17 protein-coding genes are annotated in these 19,894 nt (G+C 62.9%); 15 read left to right on the top strand and 2 right to left on the bottom strand.

The genetic code is table 11. The features are described from left to right. Positions 1-43 precede the first annotated feature (43 nt). From F812_RS0108895 to F812_RS23260, 3 genes are read left to right on the top strand one after another with little or no spacing between them, the layout of a single operon-like run. Positions 44-6,337, top strand: coding sequence for a HAMP domain-containing protein (locus F812_RS0108895; protein WP_026867970.1), 6,294 nt, complete (start codon positions 44-46; stop codon positions 6,335-6,337). Positions 6,338-6,347: 10 nt separating this feature from the next. Next, entirely contained in the window at positions 6,348-7,778 is a 1,431-nt protein-coding gene (locus F812_RS23265; protein ID WP_020085621.1) for a sensor histidine kinase, read from the top strand. Between the two features lie 4 nt (positions 7,779-7,782). Then, positions 7,783-8,142 carry a response regulator gene (locus F812_RS23260; protein WP_020085620.1) on the top strand — a complete coding sequence of 120 codons (360 nt, stop codon included), beginning with the start codon at positions 7,783-7,785 and terminating at the stop codon, positions 8,140-8,142. 14 nt (positions 8,143-8,156) lie between these two features. Here the strand turns inward: F812_RS23260 and napH are convergent, their stop codons facing one another. Continuing rightward, positions 8,157-9,098, bottom strand: a complete 942-nt coding sequence (gene napH / locus F812_RS0108880) for a quinol dehydrogenase ferredoxin subunit NapH (protein ID WP_020085619.1) — start codon at positions 9,096-9,098, stop codon at positions 8,157-8,159. 1 nt (position 9,099) lies between these two features. Beyond that, positions 9,100-9,891, bottom strand: coding sequence for a ferredoxin-type protein NapG (napG, locus tag F812_RS0108875; RefSeq protein ID WP_020085618.1), 792 nt, complete (start codon positions 9,889-9,891; stop codon positions 9,100-9,102). A gap of 386 nt (positions 9,892-10,277) precedes the next feature. Between napG and F812_RS0108870 the strand changes: the two genes are divergently transcribed. From F812_RS0108870 to tatA, 12 genes are all read left to right on the top strand, one after another. Next, positions 10,278-10,952: a response regulator gene (locus tag F812_RS0108870; protein WP_020085617.1), complete on the top strand. Its 675-nt coding sequence runs from the start codon at positions 10,278-10,280 to the stop codon at positions 10,950-10,952. Then, the gene (locus F812_RS23255; protein ID WP_020085616.1) at positions 10,942-12,384 is read left to right on the top strand and encodes a sensor histidine kinase; all 1,443 of its coding nucleotides are present in this window, start codon (positions 10,942-10,944) and stop codon (positions 12,382-12,384) included. The genes F812_RS0108870 and F812_RS23255 overlap by 11 nt, the downstream gene beginning before the upstream one ends. Positions 12,385-12,752: 368 nt before the next feature. Beyond that, on the top strand, positions 12,753-13,595 hold the full coding sequence (locus F812_RS0108860) for a cytochrome c biogenesis protein CcdA (protein WP_020085615.1): 843 nt from the start codon (positions 12,753-12,755) through the stop codon (positions 13,593-13,595). A gap of 137 nt (positions 13,596-13,732) precedes the next feature. Beyond that, positions 13,733-14,926, top strand: a complete 1,194-nt coding sequence (gene mauB / locus F812_RS0108855) for a methylamine dehydrogenase (amicyanin) large subunit (RefSeq protein WP_020085614.1) — start codon at positions 13,733-13,735, stop codon at positions 14,924-14,926. A 10-nt stretch (positions 14,927-14,936) separates the two neighbouring features. After that, positions 14,937-15,503 (top strand): MauE/DoxX family redox-associated membrane protein, encoded by a 567-nt coding sequence (locus F812_RS23250; RefSeq protein ID WP_020085613.1) that lies wholly within the window; start codon positions 14,937-14,939, stop codon positions 15,501-15,503. Then, a complete protein-coding gene (gene mauD / locus F812_RS0108845; protein WP_020085612.1) occupies positions 15,503-16,135 on the top strand; it encodes a methylamine dehydrogenase accessory protein MauD in 633 nt (210 codons plus the stop codon). The genes F812_RS23250 and mauD overlap by 1 nt, the downstream gene beginning before the upstream one ends. A 64-nt stretch (positions 16,136-16,199) precedes the next feature. Continuing rightward, the gene (gene mauA, locus F812_RS0108840) at positions 16,200-16,751 is read left to right on the top strand and encodes a methylamine dehydrogenase (amicyanin) small subunit (protein ID WP_020085611.1); all 552 of its coding nucleotides are present in this window, start codon (positions 16,200-16,202) and stop codon (positions 16,749-16,751) included. A 78-nt stretch (positions 16,752-16,829) separates the two neighbouring features. Then, positions 16,830-17,198 (top strand): cupredoxin domain-containing protein, encoded by a 369-nt coding sequence (locus F812_RS0108835; RefSeq protein ID WP_020085610.1) that lies wholly within the window; start codon positions 16,830-16,832, stop codon positions 17,196-17,198. 31 nt (positions 17,199-17,229) lie between these two features. Further along, positions 17,230-18,165, top strand: a complete 936-nt coding sequence (locus tag F812_RS25395; protein ID WP_020085609.1) for a methylamine utilization protein MauJ — start codon at positions 17,230-17,232, stop codon at positions 18,163-18,165. Positions 18,166-18,177: 12 nt separating this feature from the next. Then, on the top strand, positions 18,178-19,215 hold the full coding sequence (locus tag F812_RS0108825; protein ID WP_020085608.1) for a cytochrome c peroxidase: 1,038 nt from the start codon (positions 18,178-18,180) through the stop codon (positions 19,213-19,215). 53 nt (positions 19,216-19,268) lie between these two features. Further along, on the top strand, positions 19,269-19,616 hold the full coding sequence (locus tag F812_RS0108820; RefSeq protein WP_020085607.1) for a cupredoxin domain-containing protein: 348 nt from the start codon (positions 19,269-19,271) through the stop codon (positions 19,614-19,616). Positions 19,617-19,669: 53 nt separating this feature from the next. Next, positions 19,670-19,870 carry a twin-arginine translocase TatA/TatE family subunit gene (gene tatA, locus F812_RS0108815; RefSeq protein ID WP_020085606.1) on the top strand — a complete coding sequence of 67 codons (201 nt, stop codon included), beginning with the start codon at positions 19,670-19,672 and terminating at the stop codon, positions 19,868-19,870. The last annotated feature ends 24 nt before the right edge of the window (positions 19,871-19,894 follow it).

Genomic DNA, 19,894 nt, shown 5'->3' with positions numbered 1-19,894 from the left:
CACGCTTAACGCAACCGATACGTATCTCGTTCGGAGCAACTAGATGACCGACTTAGGCACAGGCGTAGCGTCCTCAGAGGAAGTCCCCCTCGCAAAGCCCGCGAACGGCCGGGACATGAGCGGCCACCTCGGCGAGCTTTTGTACAATCTCCAGGCCATGCGTCAGGGTGACTTCTCTGTGAGGCTGCCGGGCGATTGGCCTGATCTGTGGGGGCGGGTGGCCGATGCCTTCAACGAGATCGTCTCGACGAACGAGCGCATGGCCCAGCAGCTCGATCGCGTCGGAGAGGTGGTCGGGCGCGAGGGAAAGACCAAGCTGCGCGTGCGCATCGGCACTCCGGCCGGTGCCTGGGGCGAAATGGAATCCTCCATCAACTCCCTGATCGACGACCTCTTGTGGCCGACGGCGGAAGTCACGCGCACCATTCGCGCGGTCGCGCAGGGAGACCTGCTGCAGAAGATGCGTCTCGATGTCGACGGCCGCCCGCTCGCCGGCGACTTCCTGCGCTCGGCCACCATCGTCAACACGATGATCAACCAGCTCTCGATCTTTACCTCCGAGGTGACGCGCGTGGCGCGTGAGGTGGGCACGGACGGAAAGCTCGGCGGTCAGGCCCAGGTGAGCGAGGTGACGGGCGTCTGGAAAGACCTCACCGAAAGCGTGAACTCGATGGCTTCGAACCTCACGGCCCAGGTGCGCAACATCGCCGACGTCACCATCGCAGTCGCCAACGGCGACCTTTCGAAGAAGATCACGGTGGACGTGCGCGGAGAGATCCTCCAGCTCAAGGAAGCCATCAACACCATGGTGGATCAGCTCCGCTCGTTCGCGGCGGAGGTGACACGTGTCGCCCGCGAGGTCGGCACGGAAGGCCGTCTCGGCGGCCAGGCTGTCGTGCCGGGCGTCGCAGGCACCTGGAAAGACCTGACCGACAACGTGAACCTGCTGGCGGCGAACCTCACGACGCAGGTGCGCAATATCGCTGAGGTGACGACGGCCGTGGCGCGCGGCGATCTCTCGCGCAAGATCACGGTGGACGTGAAGGGCGAGATCCTGGAGCTGAAGAACACCATCAACACCATGGTGGACCAGCTCAATGCCTTTGCCTCCGAGGTGACGCGCGTCGCGCGTGAAGTGGGCACCGAAGGCCGTCTCGGCGGCCAGGCACAGGTTCCGGGCGTCGCCGGTACCTGGAAGGATCTCACCGACAACGTCAACTCGATGGCTGGCAACCTCACCAACCAGGTGCGCAACATCGCGGAGGTCGCCACCGCCATCGCCGGCGGGGACCTCTCGAAGAAGATCACCGTCAACGTCAGCGGCGAGATCCTTCAGCTCAAGGAGACCATCAACACGATGGTCGATCAGCTCAACGCCTTCGCCTTCGAGGTGACGCGCGTGGCGCGTGAGGTGGGCACCGAAGGCCGCCTCGGTGGCCAGGCGGATGTGCGCGGCGTTGCGGGCACCTGGAAGGACCTCACCGACAGTGTGAACTCGATGGCGAGCAACCTGACGACCCAGGTGCGCAACATCGCCGAGGTGTCCACGGCCATCGCCAACGGAGACCTTTCGAAGAAGATCGCGGTGGACGTGCGCGGCGAGGTGCTGGAGCTGAAGGAAACCATCAATACGATGGTCGATCAGCTCAACGCCTTCGCGGGCGAGGTGACACGCGTCGCCCGTGAGGTCGGCACCGAAGGCAAGCTCGGCGGCCAAGCCGTGGTGCGCGGCGTCGCGGGCACTTGGAAGGATCTCACCGACAGCGTCAATTCCATGGCGTCGAATCTCACCGGGCAGGTGCGCAACATCGCCGAGGTCGCCACCGCCGTGGCGCTCGGAGACTTGTCCAAGAAGATCACCGTCAACGTCAGCGGCGAGATCCTTCAGCTTGCCGAGACCATCAACACCATGGTGGATCAGCTCAACGCCTTCGCCGCCGAGGTGACGCGCGTCGCCCGTGAGGTCGGCACCGAAGGCAAGCTCGGGGGGCAGGCCCAGGTGCCGGGCGTCGCGGGCACCTGGAAAGATTTGACCGACAGCGTCAATTCCATGGCCTCCAACCTCACCAATCAGGTGCGCAACATCGCCGACGTTGCAACCGCGATCGCCAACGGAGACCTTTCGCGCAAGATCACGGTCGATGTGCGCGGCGAGATCCTGCAGCTCAAGGAAACGCTGAACACGATGGTGGATCAGCTCAACCGCTTCGCGGGAGAGGTGACGCGCGTGGCGCGTGAGGTGGGTACGGAAGGCCGTCTCGGCGGGCAGGCCAATGTCCCGGGTGTCGCGGGCACGTGGAAGGATCTGACCGACAACGTCAACCTGCTCGCGGCAAACCTCACGACGCAGGTGCGCAACATCGCCGACGTCACGACCGCCGTGGCGCGGGGCGATCTCTCGCGCAAGATCACGGTGGATGTGCGCGGCGAAATTCTCGAGCTGAAGGCCACCATCAACACCATGGTGGATCAGTTGAACGCTTTCGCGGGCGAGGTGACCCGCGTGGCGCGCGAGGTCGGAACGGAAGGCAAGCTCGGCGGACAGGCGCAGGTGCCGGGCGTCGCCGGAACTTGGAAGGACCTCACCGACAGCGTCAACTTCATGGCGTCAAACCTCACCGCCCAGGTGCGCAACATCGCAGAGGTCGCAACCGCCATCGCCCAGGGCGATCTCTCGAAGAAGATCTCGGTGGACGTGCGCGGCGAGATCCTATCGCTCAAGGAAACGCTCAATACGATGGTGGAGCAGCTCCGCTCGTTCGCGGCGGAGGTGACACGCGTCGCCCGTGAGGTCGGCACCGAAGGCCGCCTCGGCGGGCAGGCCGTCGTGCCTGGTGTGGTGGCAGGCACCTGGAAAGATCTCACCGACAGCGTGAATTCGATGGCCGGAAACCTCACGGCCCAGGTGCGTAACATCGCCGAGGTGACGACGGCGGTGGCGCGAGGTGACCTCTCGCGCAAGATCACGGTGGACGTGAAGGGCGAGATCCTGGAGCTCAAGAACACCATCAACACGATGGTGGATCAGCTCAATGCCTTCGCCTCCGAAGTGACGCGCGTCGCCCGCGAGGTCGGCACGGAGGGCAAGTTGGGCGGCCAGGCTCAGGTTCCTGGCGTCGCCGGTACGTGGAAGGATCTGACCGACACCGTGAACGTGATGGCGGCCAACCTCACGGAGCAGGTGCGTGGCATCGTCAAGGTGGTGAATGCCGTCGCGGGCGGAGATCTCAAGCAGCGCCTCACCGTGAATTCGAAGGGCGAGGTCGCTGCCCTCGCTGAGACCATCAATGACATGACGGACACGCTGGCCATCTTTGCCGATCAGGTGACGACGGTGGCGCGCGAAGTGGGCGTCGAGGGCCGCCTCGGCGGACAGGCCAACGTGCCGGGCGCTGCCGGAACGTGGAAGGATCTCACCGGCAACGTCAACCTGCTTGCCGACAATCTCACGAACCAGGTTCGCGCCATCGCCGAGGTGGCGACCGCTGTGACCGAGGGAGACTTGACCCGCTCGATTCAGGTGGACGCCCGCGGAGAGGTGGCGGAGCTGAAAGACTACATCAACACCATGATCGACAATCTCCGCCTCACCACCGAGCGGAACACGGATCAGGACTGGCTGAAGACCAACCTCGCGCGCTTCACTGGCATGCTGCAGGGCCAGCGTGATCTGACCACGGTTGGCAGCAGGCTTCTTTCCGAGCTGGTGCCGCTCGTGCGCGGCCAGCAAGGCGTCATCTATCAGATGAGCCCCGACGACAATCAGAAGCTCAAGCTTCTCGGCAAGTACGCCGATCATCCCGATCGCGGCTATCCTCAGACCGTGGAGCTGGGCAAGGGGTTCATCGGCCAGTGCGCTGTCGAGAAGCAGCGCATTCTCGTGACCGACATACCCGAGGACGTGGTTCCGGTGGGCGCGGGGTTGCTGGAAACCCGGCCGCGCAGCATCGTCGTGCTGCCCGTGGTCTTCGAAGAGCAGCTCAAGGCCGTGCTCGGCATCGCGTCGCTCTACGAGTTCGACAAGGCCCACCTCACCTTCCTCGAGCAGTTGACCGCCAGCATCGGCATCGTTCTCAACAGCATCGAAGCCACCATGCAGACCGAAGCGCTTCTGAAGCAGAGCCAGAAGCTCGCCCAGGAGCTGCAGGAGCAGAAGAAGGAGCTGCAGACGACGAACGATCAGCTCGGCCAGAAGGCACAGCAGCTTGCCGAGCGCAACGTCGAGGTGGAGGCCAAGAATCAGGAGATCGAGCACGCCCGCCGAGCGCTCGAAGAGAAGGCGACCGAGCTCGCGCTCACGTCGAAGTACAAGTCCGAATTCCTGGCGAACATGTCCCATGAGCTCAGAACGCCGCTCAATAGCATCCTTATTCTGGGCCAACAGTTGAGCGAGAACGCAGACGGAAACCTCTCCGACAGGCAGGTGGAGTTTGCCCGTACCATTCACGGAGCCGGAAGCGATCTGTTGAACCTCATCAGCGACATCCTCGATCTATCCAAGATCGAATCCGGAACAGTGTCCGTCGATGCGGAAGAGCTGCATCTGCCGAGCCTGCTCGACTCCATCGCGCGCCCGTTCCGCCACGAGGCCGAGAACCGCAGTCTGTCGTTCGATGTGGACCTCAGTCCGACGCTGGGCCGCAGCATCGTCACCGACGCGAAACGGCTTCAGCAGGTGCTCAAGAACCTTCTTTCGAACGCCTTCAAGTTCACCGAGAGCGGCGGCGTCAAGCTCACGGTCTCGTCGGCGACCGGCGGCTGGAGCTATGACCATCCAACGCTCAATGGCGCGCCGTCCGTGATCGCCTTCGAGGTGACGGATACCGGCATCGGCATTCTGCCGGAGAAGCAGAAGATCATTTTTGAGGCCTTCCAGCAGGCGGATGCCAGCACCAGCAGAAAGTACGGCGGCACGGGATTGGGCCTCGCGATCAGCCGCGAGCTGTCGAGCCTTCTCGGCGGCGAGATCCAGTTGCACAGCGCGCCCGGCAAGGGCAGCACGTTCACCCTTTTCCTGCCGCAGAAATATTCGGCGCCGGTGAGCGTGGTCGCGGATGCGGAGACCGTGGCCCGGAACAGGACGCGTCTCGAGCCGCCGGTGCTCCGTTTACCGGAGCGCGTGGTGGAAACCGTTGAGGACGATCGGGACGACATCGCGTCCGGCGATGCTGTCCTTCTGGTCGTCGAGGACGATCCGCACTACGCACGCATCGTCGCCGACCTCGCCAAGGACAGCGGCTTCAAGGTCGTTATCACGCAGAGGGGAGCCGACGCGCTGGCGCTCGCCAACGAGTTCAATCCCAACGCCATCTCACTCGACGTCTTCCTGCCGGACATGCTGGGGTGGAGCGTACTGAGTCAGCTCAAGCAGAACCCGGCCACACGTCACATTCCGGTGCAACTCGTCACACTGGACGAGGATCGTCAGCACGGACTGGCTCAGGGCGCGTTCGCCTTCCTCACCAAGCCGGCAACGACTGAAGTCCTTCGCGAGGCGCTGGAGCGCATCAAGGAGTTCAGCGCGAACCGGCGCCGCCGACTTCTCGTAGTGGAGGACAATCCGGCCGAGCAGATGGGCATCAGGGAGCTGCTGAGCCACGAGGACATCGACATCGACACGGTTTCGAACGGCGCCGAGTGCTTGAGCTATCTACGCGTGACACCCGTTGATTGCGTCGTGCTCGATCTCAAGCTTCCCGACATGACGGGCTTCGAGATCCTGGAGACGTTGGGCGACGACGCCGAGCTGTCCAGCATTCCCGTGGTCGTATTCACGGGCCGCGAGCTGTCTGCGGAAGACGATCAAAAGCTGCATTCCATGGCGCGCAGTGTCGTCGTCAAGGGTGTGGAATCGCCGGAGCGTCTCCTGGATGAGACCGCGCTCTTCCTGCATCGCGTCGTGCCCGATCTGCCGCCTGAGAAGCAGCGCATGCTCGAGCGCCTCCATCGCTCGGACGACGCGCTGGTGGGCCGTTCGGCGCTTCTGGTGGATGACGACGCCCGCAACATTTTCGCGCTGAGCAGTGTGCTCGAACGGCGGGGAATGAACGTCTTGACCGCGACAAACGGCGCCGAGGCGATCGAGTGTTTGCGGGAAAGCCCTGAGATTTCCATCGTTCTCATGGACATCATGATGCCTGAGATGGATGGCTATGAAACCATGCAGGCCATTCGCGCCGAAGGGAAATGGAGGCGGCTGCCGATCATCGCCCTGACGGCGAAAGCCATGAAGGGCGACCGGGAGAAATGTCTGGAAGCGGGAGCTTCGGACTACTTGGCGAAACCCGTCAACACGGAGCAGTTGCTGGCCTCGTTGCGCATGTGGCTGCACCGCTAGGAGGGACGACGTGCTGCCGGAAGCAGTGAACATCCTGCTCGTGGACGATCAACCTTCGAAGCTCCTGAGCTACGAGGTGATCCTGCGTGACCTGGGAGAAAATCTGATCTCCGCCAACTCGGCAAACGAGGCCCTGGCAGTTCTCCTGAAGACGGATGTCGCCGTCGTTCTCGTGGACGTCTGCATGCCGGATCTCGATGGATTCGAGCTCGTTCAGCTCATTCGCGAGCATCCCCGCTTTCAGAACATCGCCGTGATCTTCATCTCCGCTGTTCTTCTCTCTGATCTCGATCGCATCCGCGGATACGAGTTCGGCGCGGTGGACTACGTCCCGGTCCCGGTCGTTCCGCAGATCCTGCGTGCCAAGGTGAAAGTCTTCATCGAGCTTTACCGCAAGGCGCGCGAGCTCGAGCGCCTCGCCGCAAACCTCGAGCGGAGCGTGGCGGAACGAACGTCGGAGCTGGAGGCCTCCACGGCGCGTCTGAGCAAGAGCGAGGAACGTTTCCGCCAGGCCCTCGCCGCAGCGAAGATGGGAACGTGGCGGCATGATCTCAGTAATCGCATGAGCCAGTGGGACGAAAGCCTGAACGTGATTCTCGGGCTTCCTCCCGAGGACAGCACGTGCCCGACGGACGAGTGGCTGAAGAGGATACATGAGCAGGACGTGGGCGCCGTCACGGAAGCATGGCAAAAGGCCATCGTCACGCGTGGCGCCTATGAGGCCGAGCTGCGCGTGAAGCACAGCGACGGCACGATCCGGTGGCTGCGTGAGCAGGGCCACTACGTTCCCGGCGTCAATGGTCTGCCAGGCTCCCTGACGGGGCTCGCGCTCGACATAACCGAAAGAAAGCAGGCCGAGGAAGCCCGCTCGCTGCTGATCGACGAGCTCAATCATCGTGTCAAGAACATGCTGGCCACGGTGCAGTCCATTGCCTTGCAGAGCATGATGGGCGCGCAGGGCGAGCAGAAGGACCGCTTCCTGTCTCGCATCCACGCCTTGGCCACCGGCCACAATCTTCTGACCCAGAGCCAATGGAACGGCGCGCGCCTGGTCGACGTGCTCGATGCGCTGTTCGCGCCTTATCGCGACGAGACACCGCGTCTCCTTCGCGATGGCGAGGACGTGGTGCTGTCTTCCCGTGATGCCATATCCGTCACCCTGGCCATCCACGAGCTTCTCACCAATGCGGTCAAATATGGGGCCTACTCCGTGCCCGACGGAAAGATCGCCATCTCCTGGAGCGTCGACCCCGCGCCGCAGAAGCAGCGGCTGCATTTCAGGTGGAAGGAGAACGGCGGGCCGCCGGCCGTCGAGCCGAGCCACGTCGGCTTCGGCACGCGCCTCTTGAAGTCCTTGGCTGCGCAATCGAACGGCGAATACGCCTGCGAGTTTACTGACAGAGGTATTTCGTGTGAACTATTCCTTCCGATCGACGGGTAATGACATGGATCCGCTGAACGGTAAGCGCATCCTGGTGGTGGAGGACGAGCCTCTCATCGCGATCGTGCTCGCGGACATCCTGCAGGATGCGGGATGCATCGTCGTCGGCCCAGCCTACGACACGCGCCAGGCCCTCGAATGCATCTCTCTCAATTCGATCGACGCGGCGGTGCTGGACGTGAACCTCGGCTCTGGCCAGACCTCTGCGCCCGTCGCGGACGTTCTGAACGAGCGCGACATTCCCTACATCTTTGCGACGGGATACGGCGCCAGCGCCTTGCGCTTCGAGGATCGCGACAAGCTCCGTGTCGACAAGCCCTACGATGCCCACAAGATCTGCGAGACGCTGCGCAAGTGCATGTGAGGCAAGCGTTAGGGTCAGGCGGCGGTCTCGCGCCGTTGAGAGGCCGGCACCCCATGCGGCTCGATGAGGAATCGGCTCGGGTCGTGCTTGGCCGCAAAGCGGTTTCCATACTGGAAGACATCAATGTAGCAGGAGTCGATGCAGGCCGCGCAGTTCGTGCAATCGCCGGACAGGATCAGGTGTGTGCCCGCTCCCTTGAGGGCGGGCGTGATGACGTGAGGCTCCGGGCACGCCTTGAAGCAGGCACCGCAATCCGTGCAGGCGGATCTGTTGATGGCACTCACCCGTACCACGCTCTTGGATCCGATCAGCCCGTAGAAGGCGCCGACAGGACACAGGTGGCTGCACCAGCCGCGCCGCGTCACGAAAAGGTCGAGCATGAAAACGGCGGCGATGACGCCCCATCCCGCACCCATGCCGAAGATGAGGCCGCGCTGAAGCAGGCTCACCGGGTTGACGAACTCCCATGCGATCGTTCCGCTCAACGCAGACGCGAGGAGGGCCGCCACCATCACCCAGATGCGCGTGCGCTTGTCGAGCTTGCGGTCGCGCGTCAGGCCCAGCTTCTCGCGCAGCCAATAGGCGGTGTCCGTCACGACGTTGACCGGACAGACCCAGCTGCAATACGCCCGTCCGCCGACGAGAAAATAGAACGCCGAAATGAACGCTACGCCGATCACGGCGAGCGCGATGGGCTTGTGCCAGGCTGCAAGCGATTGCAGGAAGATGAAAGGGTCCGCGAGCGGCAGAACGCCGACGATCTCGCTCGAAGCGAAGTTGCCGCGCGCGATCCAGATGCCGAGCCACGGGCCGGTGAGGAAGATACCGAGCACGGCGAGTTGCGAGATTCGCCGGATAAGCCAGAAACGATGAGCGAACAGCCAGCCCCGCCGCGCCGCCGCGTAGGATCTCGCGTCCGACGTCATGCGCTCGATATACGGCTTGAGGGCACCCATCCTAGAGATCTCGCTTCAGCGTTCCGTGTCCAGTCACGGGCCGCCCCGCGTGATTGCGGCCGGCCTTGCCTTGGCCGAGCGGACGCGGCAGCACGCGGATGGCCGCTTCCTCGAGCACGCATTGCTTCTCGCAGGTACCGCAGCCGGTGCACTTCGAGGAATGTACGGTCGGAATGATCATCTGCCGCCCGCGAATGGTCTGCTTCTCGAGCGTGATGGCTTCGTCGCGAATGGGGCAGACACGATAGCAGATACTGCAATGCATGCCCTTGTAGTTGAGGCACGTCTCGTGGTCGACGAGCACGGCAATCCCCATGTCGGCATGGCGGATGTTGGGGATCTCGCGATCGAGTGCGCCGGTGGGGCAGGCCTTAGCGCAGGGAACGTCATCGCACATGAAGCAGGGTACGTCGCGGGCTACGAAGTAGGGCGTGCCGAGGGCAGTCTCCTCGCCCATGGTCGCGAGCTTCAACGTGTCGTAGGGGCAGGCCCGCACGCAGAGCCCGCATCGGACGCAGGCGGCCAGGAACTCCTCTTCCTTGATGGCACCGGGTGGCCGCAGCGCTTTCGCATCAGTTGCGCGGGCGGTCCGGATGTATTGGTCGAGGGCGACGGCTGCGAGGCAGGCGACGCCGGCCGATTTGGCGACGTTTCCTATGAAATCGCGACGGGACACTCTGTTGGAGCTGGCGCGTGCCGGCGTCCGGGCTGCGGGCCGTTCCTGCGTCTTGTCTCTGTCCCCGTTGCGGAGCGCGCTCTCTCCGCTGCCATCGCCAGTGCGTCCGTCTTTCATGAAACCACTCTTGCGCGGTTGAAATACGTGCGTCGAAAGCGTCGTCGGCTGGAATGCACGAGGCGCGCGTCAGCAGCAGACCGCCGACAAAAACCCGCGTGACGCGCGAATATGCGCTCTGTCACGCCGTTCAGTTTGACGAGAAGGTTTACGGTCGGCAATCAAAACAGAAACCTTACACGCAATGTAAATTTCGATCCGTTTTCAGCGCGGGTTCCGACGGTAAGAGAGAAGAAAATATCCTCGCTCTCCGATCGTCTTCGAGACCCTGCGATGGTAGGCTCGAAGAGTCGCAGTGCGATGTTGCGTCGCTGCAGGTTTGTGAGTAATAGGAAATAAAATTTATTTCCAAGAAGTGACGCTACTGACGCAGCGAGGCTTCGGTTATGCGCATTTTGGTGATCGAAGACGATCCGGAAACCTGCTCCTTTGTCGGGAATGGGTTGCGGCAGGCAGGCCACACCGTGGATTCCGTTGGTAACGGCAAGGACGGCGTGCTGCTGGGTATCCAGGAAGACTACGATCTTGTGATCCTGGACCGGATGCTTCCGGGCCTGGATGGCCTCGCCGTCGCGCGCACGCTGAGAAGCAGCGGGCGTGCCGTTCCGATCCTGTTTCTGACTGCGCTCGGCGGCATCAACGATCGTGTTCAGGGGTTAGAGGTCGGCGGCGACGACTATGTCGTAAAGCCTTTTGCTTTTTCCGAGCTTTTGGCGCGCGTCAACGCGCTCGGCCGCAGGTCGCCGATGCGCAACGAGCATGAAAAGCTCGTGGTGGGTGATCTCGAGATGGATGTCGCCCACCGGATCGTGACGCGCGGCGGCAGGCAGCTCAACCTGCTTCCCAGGGAGTGCCTGCTTCTCGAGATCTTGCTGCGCAGCAAGGGGCGTGTCGTGCTCCGCACCATGCTGCTGGAGCGCGTGTGGGGCTTCCGCTTCGAGCCGAAGACCAGCGTCGTCGAGACCTATATCTCTCGACTAAGAGCCAAGGTCGACAAGCCGTTCAAGACGGCCTTGATCCATACCGTGCGCGGCTGCGGCTACTCCATATATGAAGAATGAGATCTTCCTGACGCGCTACAACCTGCAGGTGGCGGGTTGCGTTGCCGTGATTCTCCTGATCGTCTCGAGTTTCGCGTTCGCAGGGCTTTGCCTCGAGTCCCAGGCCGAGATTGCGTCTCGCATCCAGGAGCGTGTCGATCGCATCCTGGCATCCCTCGTCGCATACGAGAACAGTCACGGCTTCCCGCAGCTCGTCAGCTTCGTTGGCGCGAAGGGTGCCTGGGATGAGGATGATGCGGTGTTCGTCTCGATCAAGGATCGGAACGGCGACGTCATTATTCACACCTCCTCGGAGATTTCGGCGCGTCAGGCATGGCAGGCGGAAAACCTGTCGATCCACTCCGCGCGCGTAGGCACCGGCTTTTCGAGCAATCGCTTTTATGTAGCGGCCGCGCCGTTCTCCGCCGGACGCCTTCTCGTCGGCCAGACGGATGTAAAGGCGTTCGAGAAGCGCACGGAATTGCTCGCCGCGTTTGTGGCGGTCAATGGATCGGTGTTGGCCCTGGCATTTGCCACGTGGGCCTTCCTGTCACGCCGCTCGCGCCAGCGTATCGACGTCATGAACACCACGTTGGCCGCATTCTCGTCAGGCGACATCGACAGGCGAATTATCTTCCAAGGCGGCACAGATGCACTGTCCGAGCTCGCCTATGCCATCAATACGTCGCTCGACTATTCGCGCAATCTCATTCAGACGCTGAACCAGACCTCCACCGATATTGCGCATAATTTGAAGAAGCCGATGACGCGCCTGCGCCAGCGTCTCGAGCTCGTCAGCACTGGTGTGCTCAGTCAGGACGAGTTCAAGCGCAAGATCGAGGAGAACATTCAGGATATCGATTCCCTCATCGCGATCTTCGAAGCGCTTTTGAATATCGGCCAGTTGCAGTCGGGAAATTGGCGATCGCGCTTTGTCGATGTCGATCTGGTCGCGCTGGTGTCTCACGTCATTGATGTCTACGAGCCGATCATATCCGACCACGATCTCCATCTTGAGGCGGCCTTGCCGGAGGGGCCGATCCCCGCCGTGCAGGGCGACCGTGAGCTGCTTCTCGAAATGATCGTCAATTTCGTTGAGAACGCAATTCAGTACTGCCCGGCCGGAACCACCATTCGCATCGGCATCGACCAGGTGCGGGGTGGCACGGACATCATAATTGCCGACAACGGCGCTGGTGTTCCCCCCGATGAGATGCGCAATTTGTTTCAGCGCTTCTATCGGCTTGAGACGTCACGCGCGAAGCCGGGCCATGGCCTGGGAATTCCTTTTGCCGTCGCCATCGGTGAGCTTCATCGCGCGGTGGTTGAGCTTTGTGACAACAATCCCGGTCTCAAGGTCCTCATTCATTTCCCGGCTCGCCCCGTCAGAGTGACGCCGCAAGCTCAACTGCGCATGCGCTCCGGTTACCGCGTGCGGCACGTCCGGCGCTAAGTGCGCGGACGAAATTTGATTCCTGTCAAATTTGTAAGGGTGCTTCGAGGCGCTTGAAAGAATGATCCCGCATTCTGCCGAGCGTGATGTCGTTTCCTCCTTAGCGCGACAACGCAGATGCAGGCGGGTCCGGTGCGAACCATCCGCTCTGTGCCCGCCGCAACTGCCTGAGCGGTCGCTCCGGGAAGGACACGACGGCCCTGCCGTTCGACGGCGGGCAGAAAGAAGAAAAGACGTGGCTCTCGTGAGGGTGCGCATCCTTGCGAGGCAACGGAAAAGATTTGCTCCTCCGGTGACGGCCTTGCGAATGGGCCGCCGCCGGCAAGAAACAAAATTGGAAACGCACGAATACGAATTGGAGGCTTCTTATGGCAGAGCAGACGGCTGTTCTTGTCGCCGGTTCCGGCAGCGCTGAACGCATCCCCGACGCGGAGATCTTCGCTGCGCCGCGTTCGCGGGCGACGCGTGCGATCCTGATGGCGATGAGTGCCGTGTCGGGTGTCGCCGCTGTTCACCTCCTCGCGGCCGGCGTGCCGATGGAAGCGTCGCTGACGTGGCTGCTCGTTGCAGTCGCGTTCGCTGGCGGCCTGCTCTCCACGTGGTCTCCGTGTGGATATTCGAGCGTCTGCCTGCTGCGCCCCAGCGGAAAGTATTCGCTGCGCTCGGTCGTGGCCTGGTCGCCTACGCTCGTCGCGCACGCCATCGGCTATGCGCTCGGCGCGCTTGTCCTCGGCGGTGCGCTTGGCGTAACGGGCGCCGTGCTCGGTCTCGAAAGCGTACACGCCTACGCCATTCCGGCCTTTGCCGCCCTGCTCGTTGCTTACGGCGCCCATCAGTTCGGCTTCGTGAAGGTGCCCTATCCGCAGCGCCGCTGCCAGGTGCCGCATGACGCCCGCCAGCGCTTCCCGAAGTGGGTGATCGGCCTCCTGTACGGCTTCTCGCTCGGCCTCAACTATCTCACCTACGTGCAGACGCCCTTGCTCTATGCCGTCACGGGGGCCGCGCTCTTCTCAGGCTCCGTGACATTCGCCGTCGGCGTCTTCCTGGTGTTCAATCTTGGCCGCTTCCTGCCGCTCGTGCTCAACGCGCTTCCGCTGACGGACGCGTCGATCACCGGCTGGCTAGCACGCAATCAGGAGAACGCGGCGCTCCTGGATGGCATGCTCCTCGTGGGCTCCGGCTTCGCGATCGCGGCGATGCTGATCGCCTGATCCCCTAGGCCAAACGGCAAATCCCTTTGTCACGAATTTCGGAGGTGGGCTGCGGCGACGCGGGCCCGCTCCCCCTCCGTCGTCCTTTTCACGGCCCCAATAAAAACGCTCGTAGTCCATCCAATAGGAGGAAAGACATGAAGTTTTCGTCGCCCACGCTTACAGCCGCTTGTTCGGCCTTGGCGATTGCGGTTGTCAGCTCATACGCGCTCGCCGGCGGCGCTGCGATTCCGCAGCACGTCTCCAAGGAAGTGACCTCGCAGCTCGAGGACGATCCCAAGATCCTGTCCGCGCCTCCGAGCGACGCGCGCCGCGTCTACGTGACCGATCCGGCCGACTTCGCCGTCGCGACCCGCATCATCACGGTCGACGGCAACAACGCGAAGCTGCTGGCACAGAGCGACACGGGCCTCGTTCCCAACCCGATCGTCTCTTCGGACGGAAAGTTCTTCGCCCACGCGAGCACGGTGTTCTCGCGCATCTCGAAGGGCAAGCGCGACGATTACGTCGAGGTGCTTGACGCGCAGACGCACAACGTCATCGCCGACATCGACATCCCCGAGATCCGCCTGCTGGTGAACACCTACCAGTGGATGACGGCGCTGACGCCCGACGACAAGTCGCTGCTGCTCTATCAGTTCTCGCCGAGCCCGGGCGTCGGCCTTGTCGATCTCGAAGCGAAGAAGTTCGTGAAGGTGATGGACGTTCCGGACTGCTATCACATCTTCCCGACCGCCAGCGACACGTTCTTCATGCACTGCCGCGAAGGCCACCTCCTCAAGGCCACCTTCGGCAAGGATGGCAGCCTGAAGCACGAGAAGACCAAGATTCTCCACCCGGAGAACAAGCATCTCATCAACACGCCGGCTTACTCCACCAAGGCCAAGCGCCTCGTGTGGCCGAGCTACGACGGCACCATGTACCAGGTCGATTTCTCGTCCGGAGACGCGAAATTCCTCGATACGTTCGAGGCCTTCACGCCGGAGGAGAAAGCCGACAAGTGGGCGCCGGGCGGCTGGAACATGGTTGCCTACCATCGCGAAAGCAACCGCATCTTCCTTCTCGCCGATCAGCGCGCGCAGTGGACGCATAAGTACGCGAGCCGTTTCGTGTTCGTCTATGACGCGGCAACCGGCAAGCGCCTGAACAAGATCGAGCTCAATCACGACGTGAACTCGATCGGCGTCAGCGCGGACAAGGAGCCCCAGCTCTACGGTCTCTCCTCCGTGGATCGCACGCTCTACATCTACGACGCCGCCACCGGCAAGGAGACCTCGAAGGTCGAGCAGCTCGGCTCGGTTCCGCTGGTCCTGACGACTGTCGATCAGTGAGGCTTTGATCATGTTGGTATCGTCGTTCCCGATGATTGACCTGTTCCTGCGCTTCTTGCTGGCACTGGTCTTCGCAGGCGCGGCGATTTCCAAGCTCCAGAACGCAGACGAGTTCCACGGCGTCGTCCGCAACTTCCGTCTGCTTCCCAGGGCCGTCGATGGCGCCTTCGCCTTCGCTCTGCCCTGGATCGAGCTGGTCATCGCTGCAGCCCTCGCCCTTGGCATCGTGCCGCACATCGCGGCCGCTGCCGCCGGAGCCCTCCTCGTCGTCTTTGCACTCGCGATCGCGATCAACATCCTTCGCGGCCGCACGGAGATCGACTGCGGATGCTTCCGCCAAGGACTTCGCCAGCGCCTGAATTGGGCGCTGGTGGCACGCAACATCGCGCTTTTTGGGGGAGCCGCCTGGCTCGCCGCGCAGCCGATGTGGACGCGGGCCGTGAGTGCCAACGACTTCATCATCGCCGCGCTCGCGGCGGCGAGCGTGGTGCTCATCTACCTCTGTGCAAATGAGCTGGTGTCGCTCCGCCAGCTTCCGTTGAGCAAGCGTACGATCGCCAAGGAAGGAACACTGTGATGACAAACGAGCTCTTAATCGCGTCCAGCGTCCTTCAGTGGGTCGCTCTCTGCGCCGGGGGATTGGTTCTCCTCGGCATTGCCCGGCAGGTCGGTCTCCTGCACGAACGCTCCGCGCCGCTTGGCGCCATGATCACCGATCACGGCCCCGGCATCGGCGACAAGGCCCCGACGTTCAGCATCATCGACGTCAAGGGTCAGCGCCGTCAGATCGGCGGCGTGGATCCGGCGGGTCACGAGACCATGCTGCTCTTCACCTCGCCCACGTGCCCCGCCTGCGAGAAGCTTCTGCCGATCGTGAAGTCCGTGGCGCGCGCTGAAGGCATCAACGTGATGCTGGTGAGCGACGGTGCCGAGGAGGAGCACAAGGCGTTCCTCGCAAAGCACAAGCTCGACAACCTGTCCTACGTGATCTCGGCCGAGATCGGCATGCGCTTCCAGGTCGGCAAGGTGCCTTACGGCGTGCTGATCGACGAAGCCGGCGTGATCAAGGCCAAGGGTCTCTGCAACACGCGCGAGCACCTCGAAAGTTTGCTCGAGGCGAGCCGCACCGGCCACGCCTCTCTGCAGGACTACATGGCGACCAAGAAGGGCTCCCCCTCGGAGCACTCTGCTCCTCCGCTCACCATGTGAGGGCGGGCCGCAGGGTCGCGACTACGTCTAGGGATCAACTTTCAAAATCAATGGAACAACGACAATGACGAACAGAAGCAAATTCGATGACCTCGTCGAAAAGTTCTCCCGGCACATCGCCGGGCGCACCAGCCGCCGTAGCTTCATCAGCCGCGTTGGCACCGCCGTGGCCGGCGCTGCCCTCGTGCCTCTTCTGCCGGTCGATCGCAGCGGCCGCGTGAGCCGCGCGCATGCAGGCGCCGGAAGCCGCGAAGGCTGGCATCCGCAGGACCAGGATATCCACCAGTGCGACTACTGGCGTCACTGCTCGCTCGACGGCTACATCTGCGGCTGCGCCGGCGGCACGCTCACCGATTGCCCTCCGGGCACCAAGCTCTCGCCGAGCTCCTGGGTGGCGAGCTGCTACAACCCCGGCGACAAGCAGAGCTACCTCATCGCTTACCGCGATTGCTGCGGCAAGAACGTCGCGCTCACCTGCCCGTGCCTCAACACTGAAGGCGAGCTTCCCGTCTACCGTCCGGAATTCGCCAACGACATCATCTGGTGCTTCGGCGCCGAGGATGACGCGATGACTTATCACTGCACGATCTCGCCCATCGTGGGTAAGGCGGGCTGATCGCCCACCGTCACTGGGGCAGCAACGGCCGCCGTCGTTGCTGCCCGTTCTCCATTCGTGAAGAGGATCTGTGAGACGATGAAGATCAGGACTGTTCTTTCCTTATTTGTTTTCGTGGCGGCAGCCTTCGATGCAGCGCTCGCCGCCGATGCGATCGAGAAGGTCGATTCCGGCTCCGCACCTGCGGAGGCCGTCAAGGTGGACATCTCCAAGATGAAATACGCGCCCGCGGCCATTGAGGTCGAGGAAGGCGCGACCGTGACCTGGACCAATCATGACGCCGTCCCCCACAACGTCTTCTTGTCGGAGCCACTAAAGGTTGTGGGCGACATGCTTCGCGCCGGCCAGTCCCTATCGCTGAAATTCAACACGGCTGGAGAGTACGGATACATCTGCACGCCGCACCCCTTCATGAAGGGCAAAGTGACGGTTAAGCCGAAATCGTAAGAGCCCCCTCCGTCATCCGAGCCGGTGCACAATGTGGATTCCTCATAACCTGCTGTCGCCGTTGAAGGCCGAAACGCCGAAGCCAACCATCCAGGCTTCGGAGGCGGCGAAGGACGAGCGCGTCTTCGTCGTGGGATTCTTTCTGCGCAATCCCGTCACACGTACGGCGGAGACGGATATTCTCGTCTCGGCGCGCGACGGGCACAGACAGGTCATCCTCGACGGCAAGGAGTGCACCATCGACGACTGTGCGAACGCCTCCGGCAAGCTGGAGGAGATCGTCTACACGTTCTCCTCGACCGGAGCGGTCGCCGCACTTTCCGCCTGCTACAGGAACCTCGTCGCCAGGCTGGATCGGTTGGCGCTTCAGTACGGGCGCGGGATCGAGATTTCGGGCTGGCGCGTCGCCGACATCGACCACGGCGCGCGCTGGCGCTGCGTTCCCTTTCGGCCGAGCGCGCTCTTGGCGGAGGCAGGCCTCGAGTCCGTGCCTGCGGCCTATGGAGAGATCCTCCGCCTCTATCGCGAATCCCGCTGCACGACCAGCGCGGCGTGGCGCTTCATATGCGCCGGCGCCATCGTGGATGCGGCGGTGGCGGGCCGCTCGCCGTTCACCGCGCGTCTCAAAGGCTACGACGATCCGGTCATCACGACGGACCTTCTGGTGAGAAGTAGCGTGTTCGCTTTCCAGCCGGAGCTGAACGGCGCGACGCTCGGAGAGTTTGCGAGCGGCATAGAGCCGAAACGCAAGGCGCTTCTGGCGGGCTTGCTGGGCCAGAAGGGGAGCGAGGCGGAGGGAAGCATCGGCGCGTGTGGCTATCAGTCGGACGCCGCGTTTGCGGCCCTCGCTAACCTCGTCGATCTGGTGGCGCGGGACATCGTTCTTGCGAGCCTGCGAGAGGGCGGCCACTTCGCCGTTGCCGCCGACATCGAGGACAAGATCCCCGAAAATTCCGGACCGGTCTAGGTGAGGAGCGAGATGGCAGCGCACATGTTGTCGTTCCGTATGGCCGCCGCCACGCTCGTCGTGCTGGCCAGCGCTTTCGCGGGCCTCGCCGCTCACGCGGCCGAGACGGTGCTGGTATCGCGTGAGCTCAAGGAGAAGTATCGGCGCCCGTCCGAGACCCCGTTTCCCAAGAGCAATCCCTTCGACGCGGCGAAGGCGGAGCTCGGCAAGCATCTCTTCTTCGATCCACGCCTCTCCCGCACGGGCGCCATCTCGTGCGCGTCCTGCCACAACCCCGGCTTCGACTGGTCGGACGGTCTTCCGCGCGGCGTCGGCGTGACAGGCGTGCCGCTTCCGCGCAAGACGCCGACCGTGCTCAACGCGGCGTGGCTCACGGCCCTGATGTGGGATGGACGCGCTGGTTCGCTCGAGCAGCAGGCCGCTCTCCCCCTCACGGCCGAGCACGAGATGGGAATGCCGCTTGATGAGATGGTGACGCGTCTCAAGGGCATCGATGGTTACGCACGGCTTTACGAAGCTGCGTTCCCCGGCCAGGAGATCGGCATCGAGAACACGCTCGCCGCGCTCGCTACCTACGAGCGGACGCTCGTCTCCAATCCCGCGCCGTTCGACCGCTGGATCGAAGGAGACGAAAGCGCCATATCCGAAGAGGCGAAGCGCGGTTTCGTCGTCTTCAACGAGGCCGGGCGCTGCAACAAATGCCATTCGAGCTGGCGCTTCACTGACGACAGCTTCCACGACATCGGCCTAGCCTCCGAGGACATCGGCCGAGGCGAGTTCGCGCCGCCGACTGTCGTGATCATGCGCCACGCCTTCAAGACGCCGTCCCTGCGCGATCTCCGTTTCACCGGTCCTTACATGCACGACGGGAGCATGAAGACGATCGGCGAGGTGATCTCGCACTACGAGGATGGCGGCAAGGCACGCCCGAGCCTCTCGCCCGAGATGAAAGCCATCAAGTTGACCAAGCAGGAGCGAGACGACTTGATCGCCTATCTGAAGACGATCCAGGGACAGCCTCTGGAGACGGCCATTCCGCGGCTGCCGTAACAGGCACGGCACGAGCCAGAACAACACGAGCAAGCACAATGCGAGGAAGCGCGATGATCTTTCTGAGAGCGGTCTGGGCGATGTGCCTCATGGCGCTCGTGTCGGGTGCGGTTCACGCTGCCGAGCATCGGGTGGTGATCCATCATATGGAGCTGCAAGCGATCGAGGGCGTCAAGCACGTCGGCGATGTGATCATCTTCGACAATCAGTCAGACATGGCCCACAATCTCTACATCACCTATCCCGATGGTACGGTCGACAACCTGGATACACAGGTTCCGGGCACGCAGCGGAAGCTCACGCTTCGCCAGGCCGGACCCGCGGTGGTGCGCTGCTGGATTCATCCCATCATCAAGGCAGAGTTCGAAATCCTCCCGGCCTCGGCCGCACAGAAGCCCTAGCCTGCGGGCGGAGCGGCACAAGCAAAGAGCACGCAGCCAAACTGGAGAGAGAAATGGGTCTCAGCGTACCGCACATCCTTCTGGTCCTTCTCGCGGCCGTGCTCCTGTTCGGACGAGGCAAGATCTCCGATCTCATGGGCGACGTCGCCAAGGGCATCAAGAGCTTCAAGAAAGGCCTTGCTGACGAGGCCGTCCCGCCTCTTCCGGAGATCGGCGTGGACGAAGCCGCCCGCAAGCCCGCAGACGCCCTTTAGGTCCTTCGAAATCCGTGAGGTGAC

The sequence above is a fragment of the Hyphomicrobium zavarzinii ATCC 27496 genome (assembly GCF_000383415.1).
Lineage (GTDB): Bacteria > Pseudomonadota > Alphaproteobacteria > Rhizobiales > Hyphomicrobiaceae > Hyphomicrobium_C > Hyphomicrobium_C zavarzinii.
Note: the sequence above shows the minus strand (reverse complement) of the source record. Positions and strands in the feature narration are given on the sequence as shown.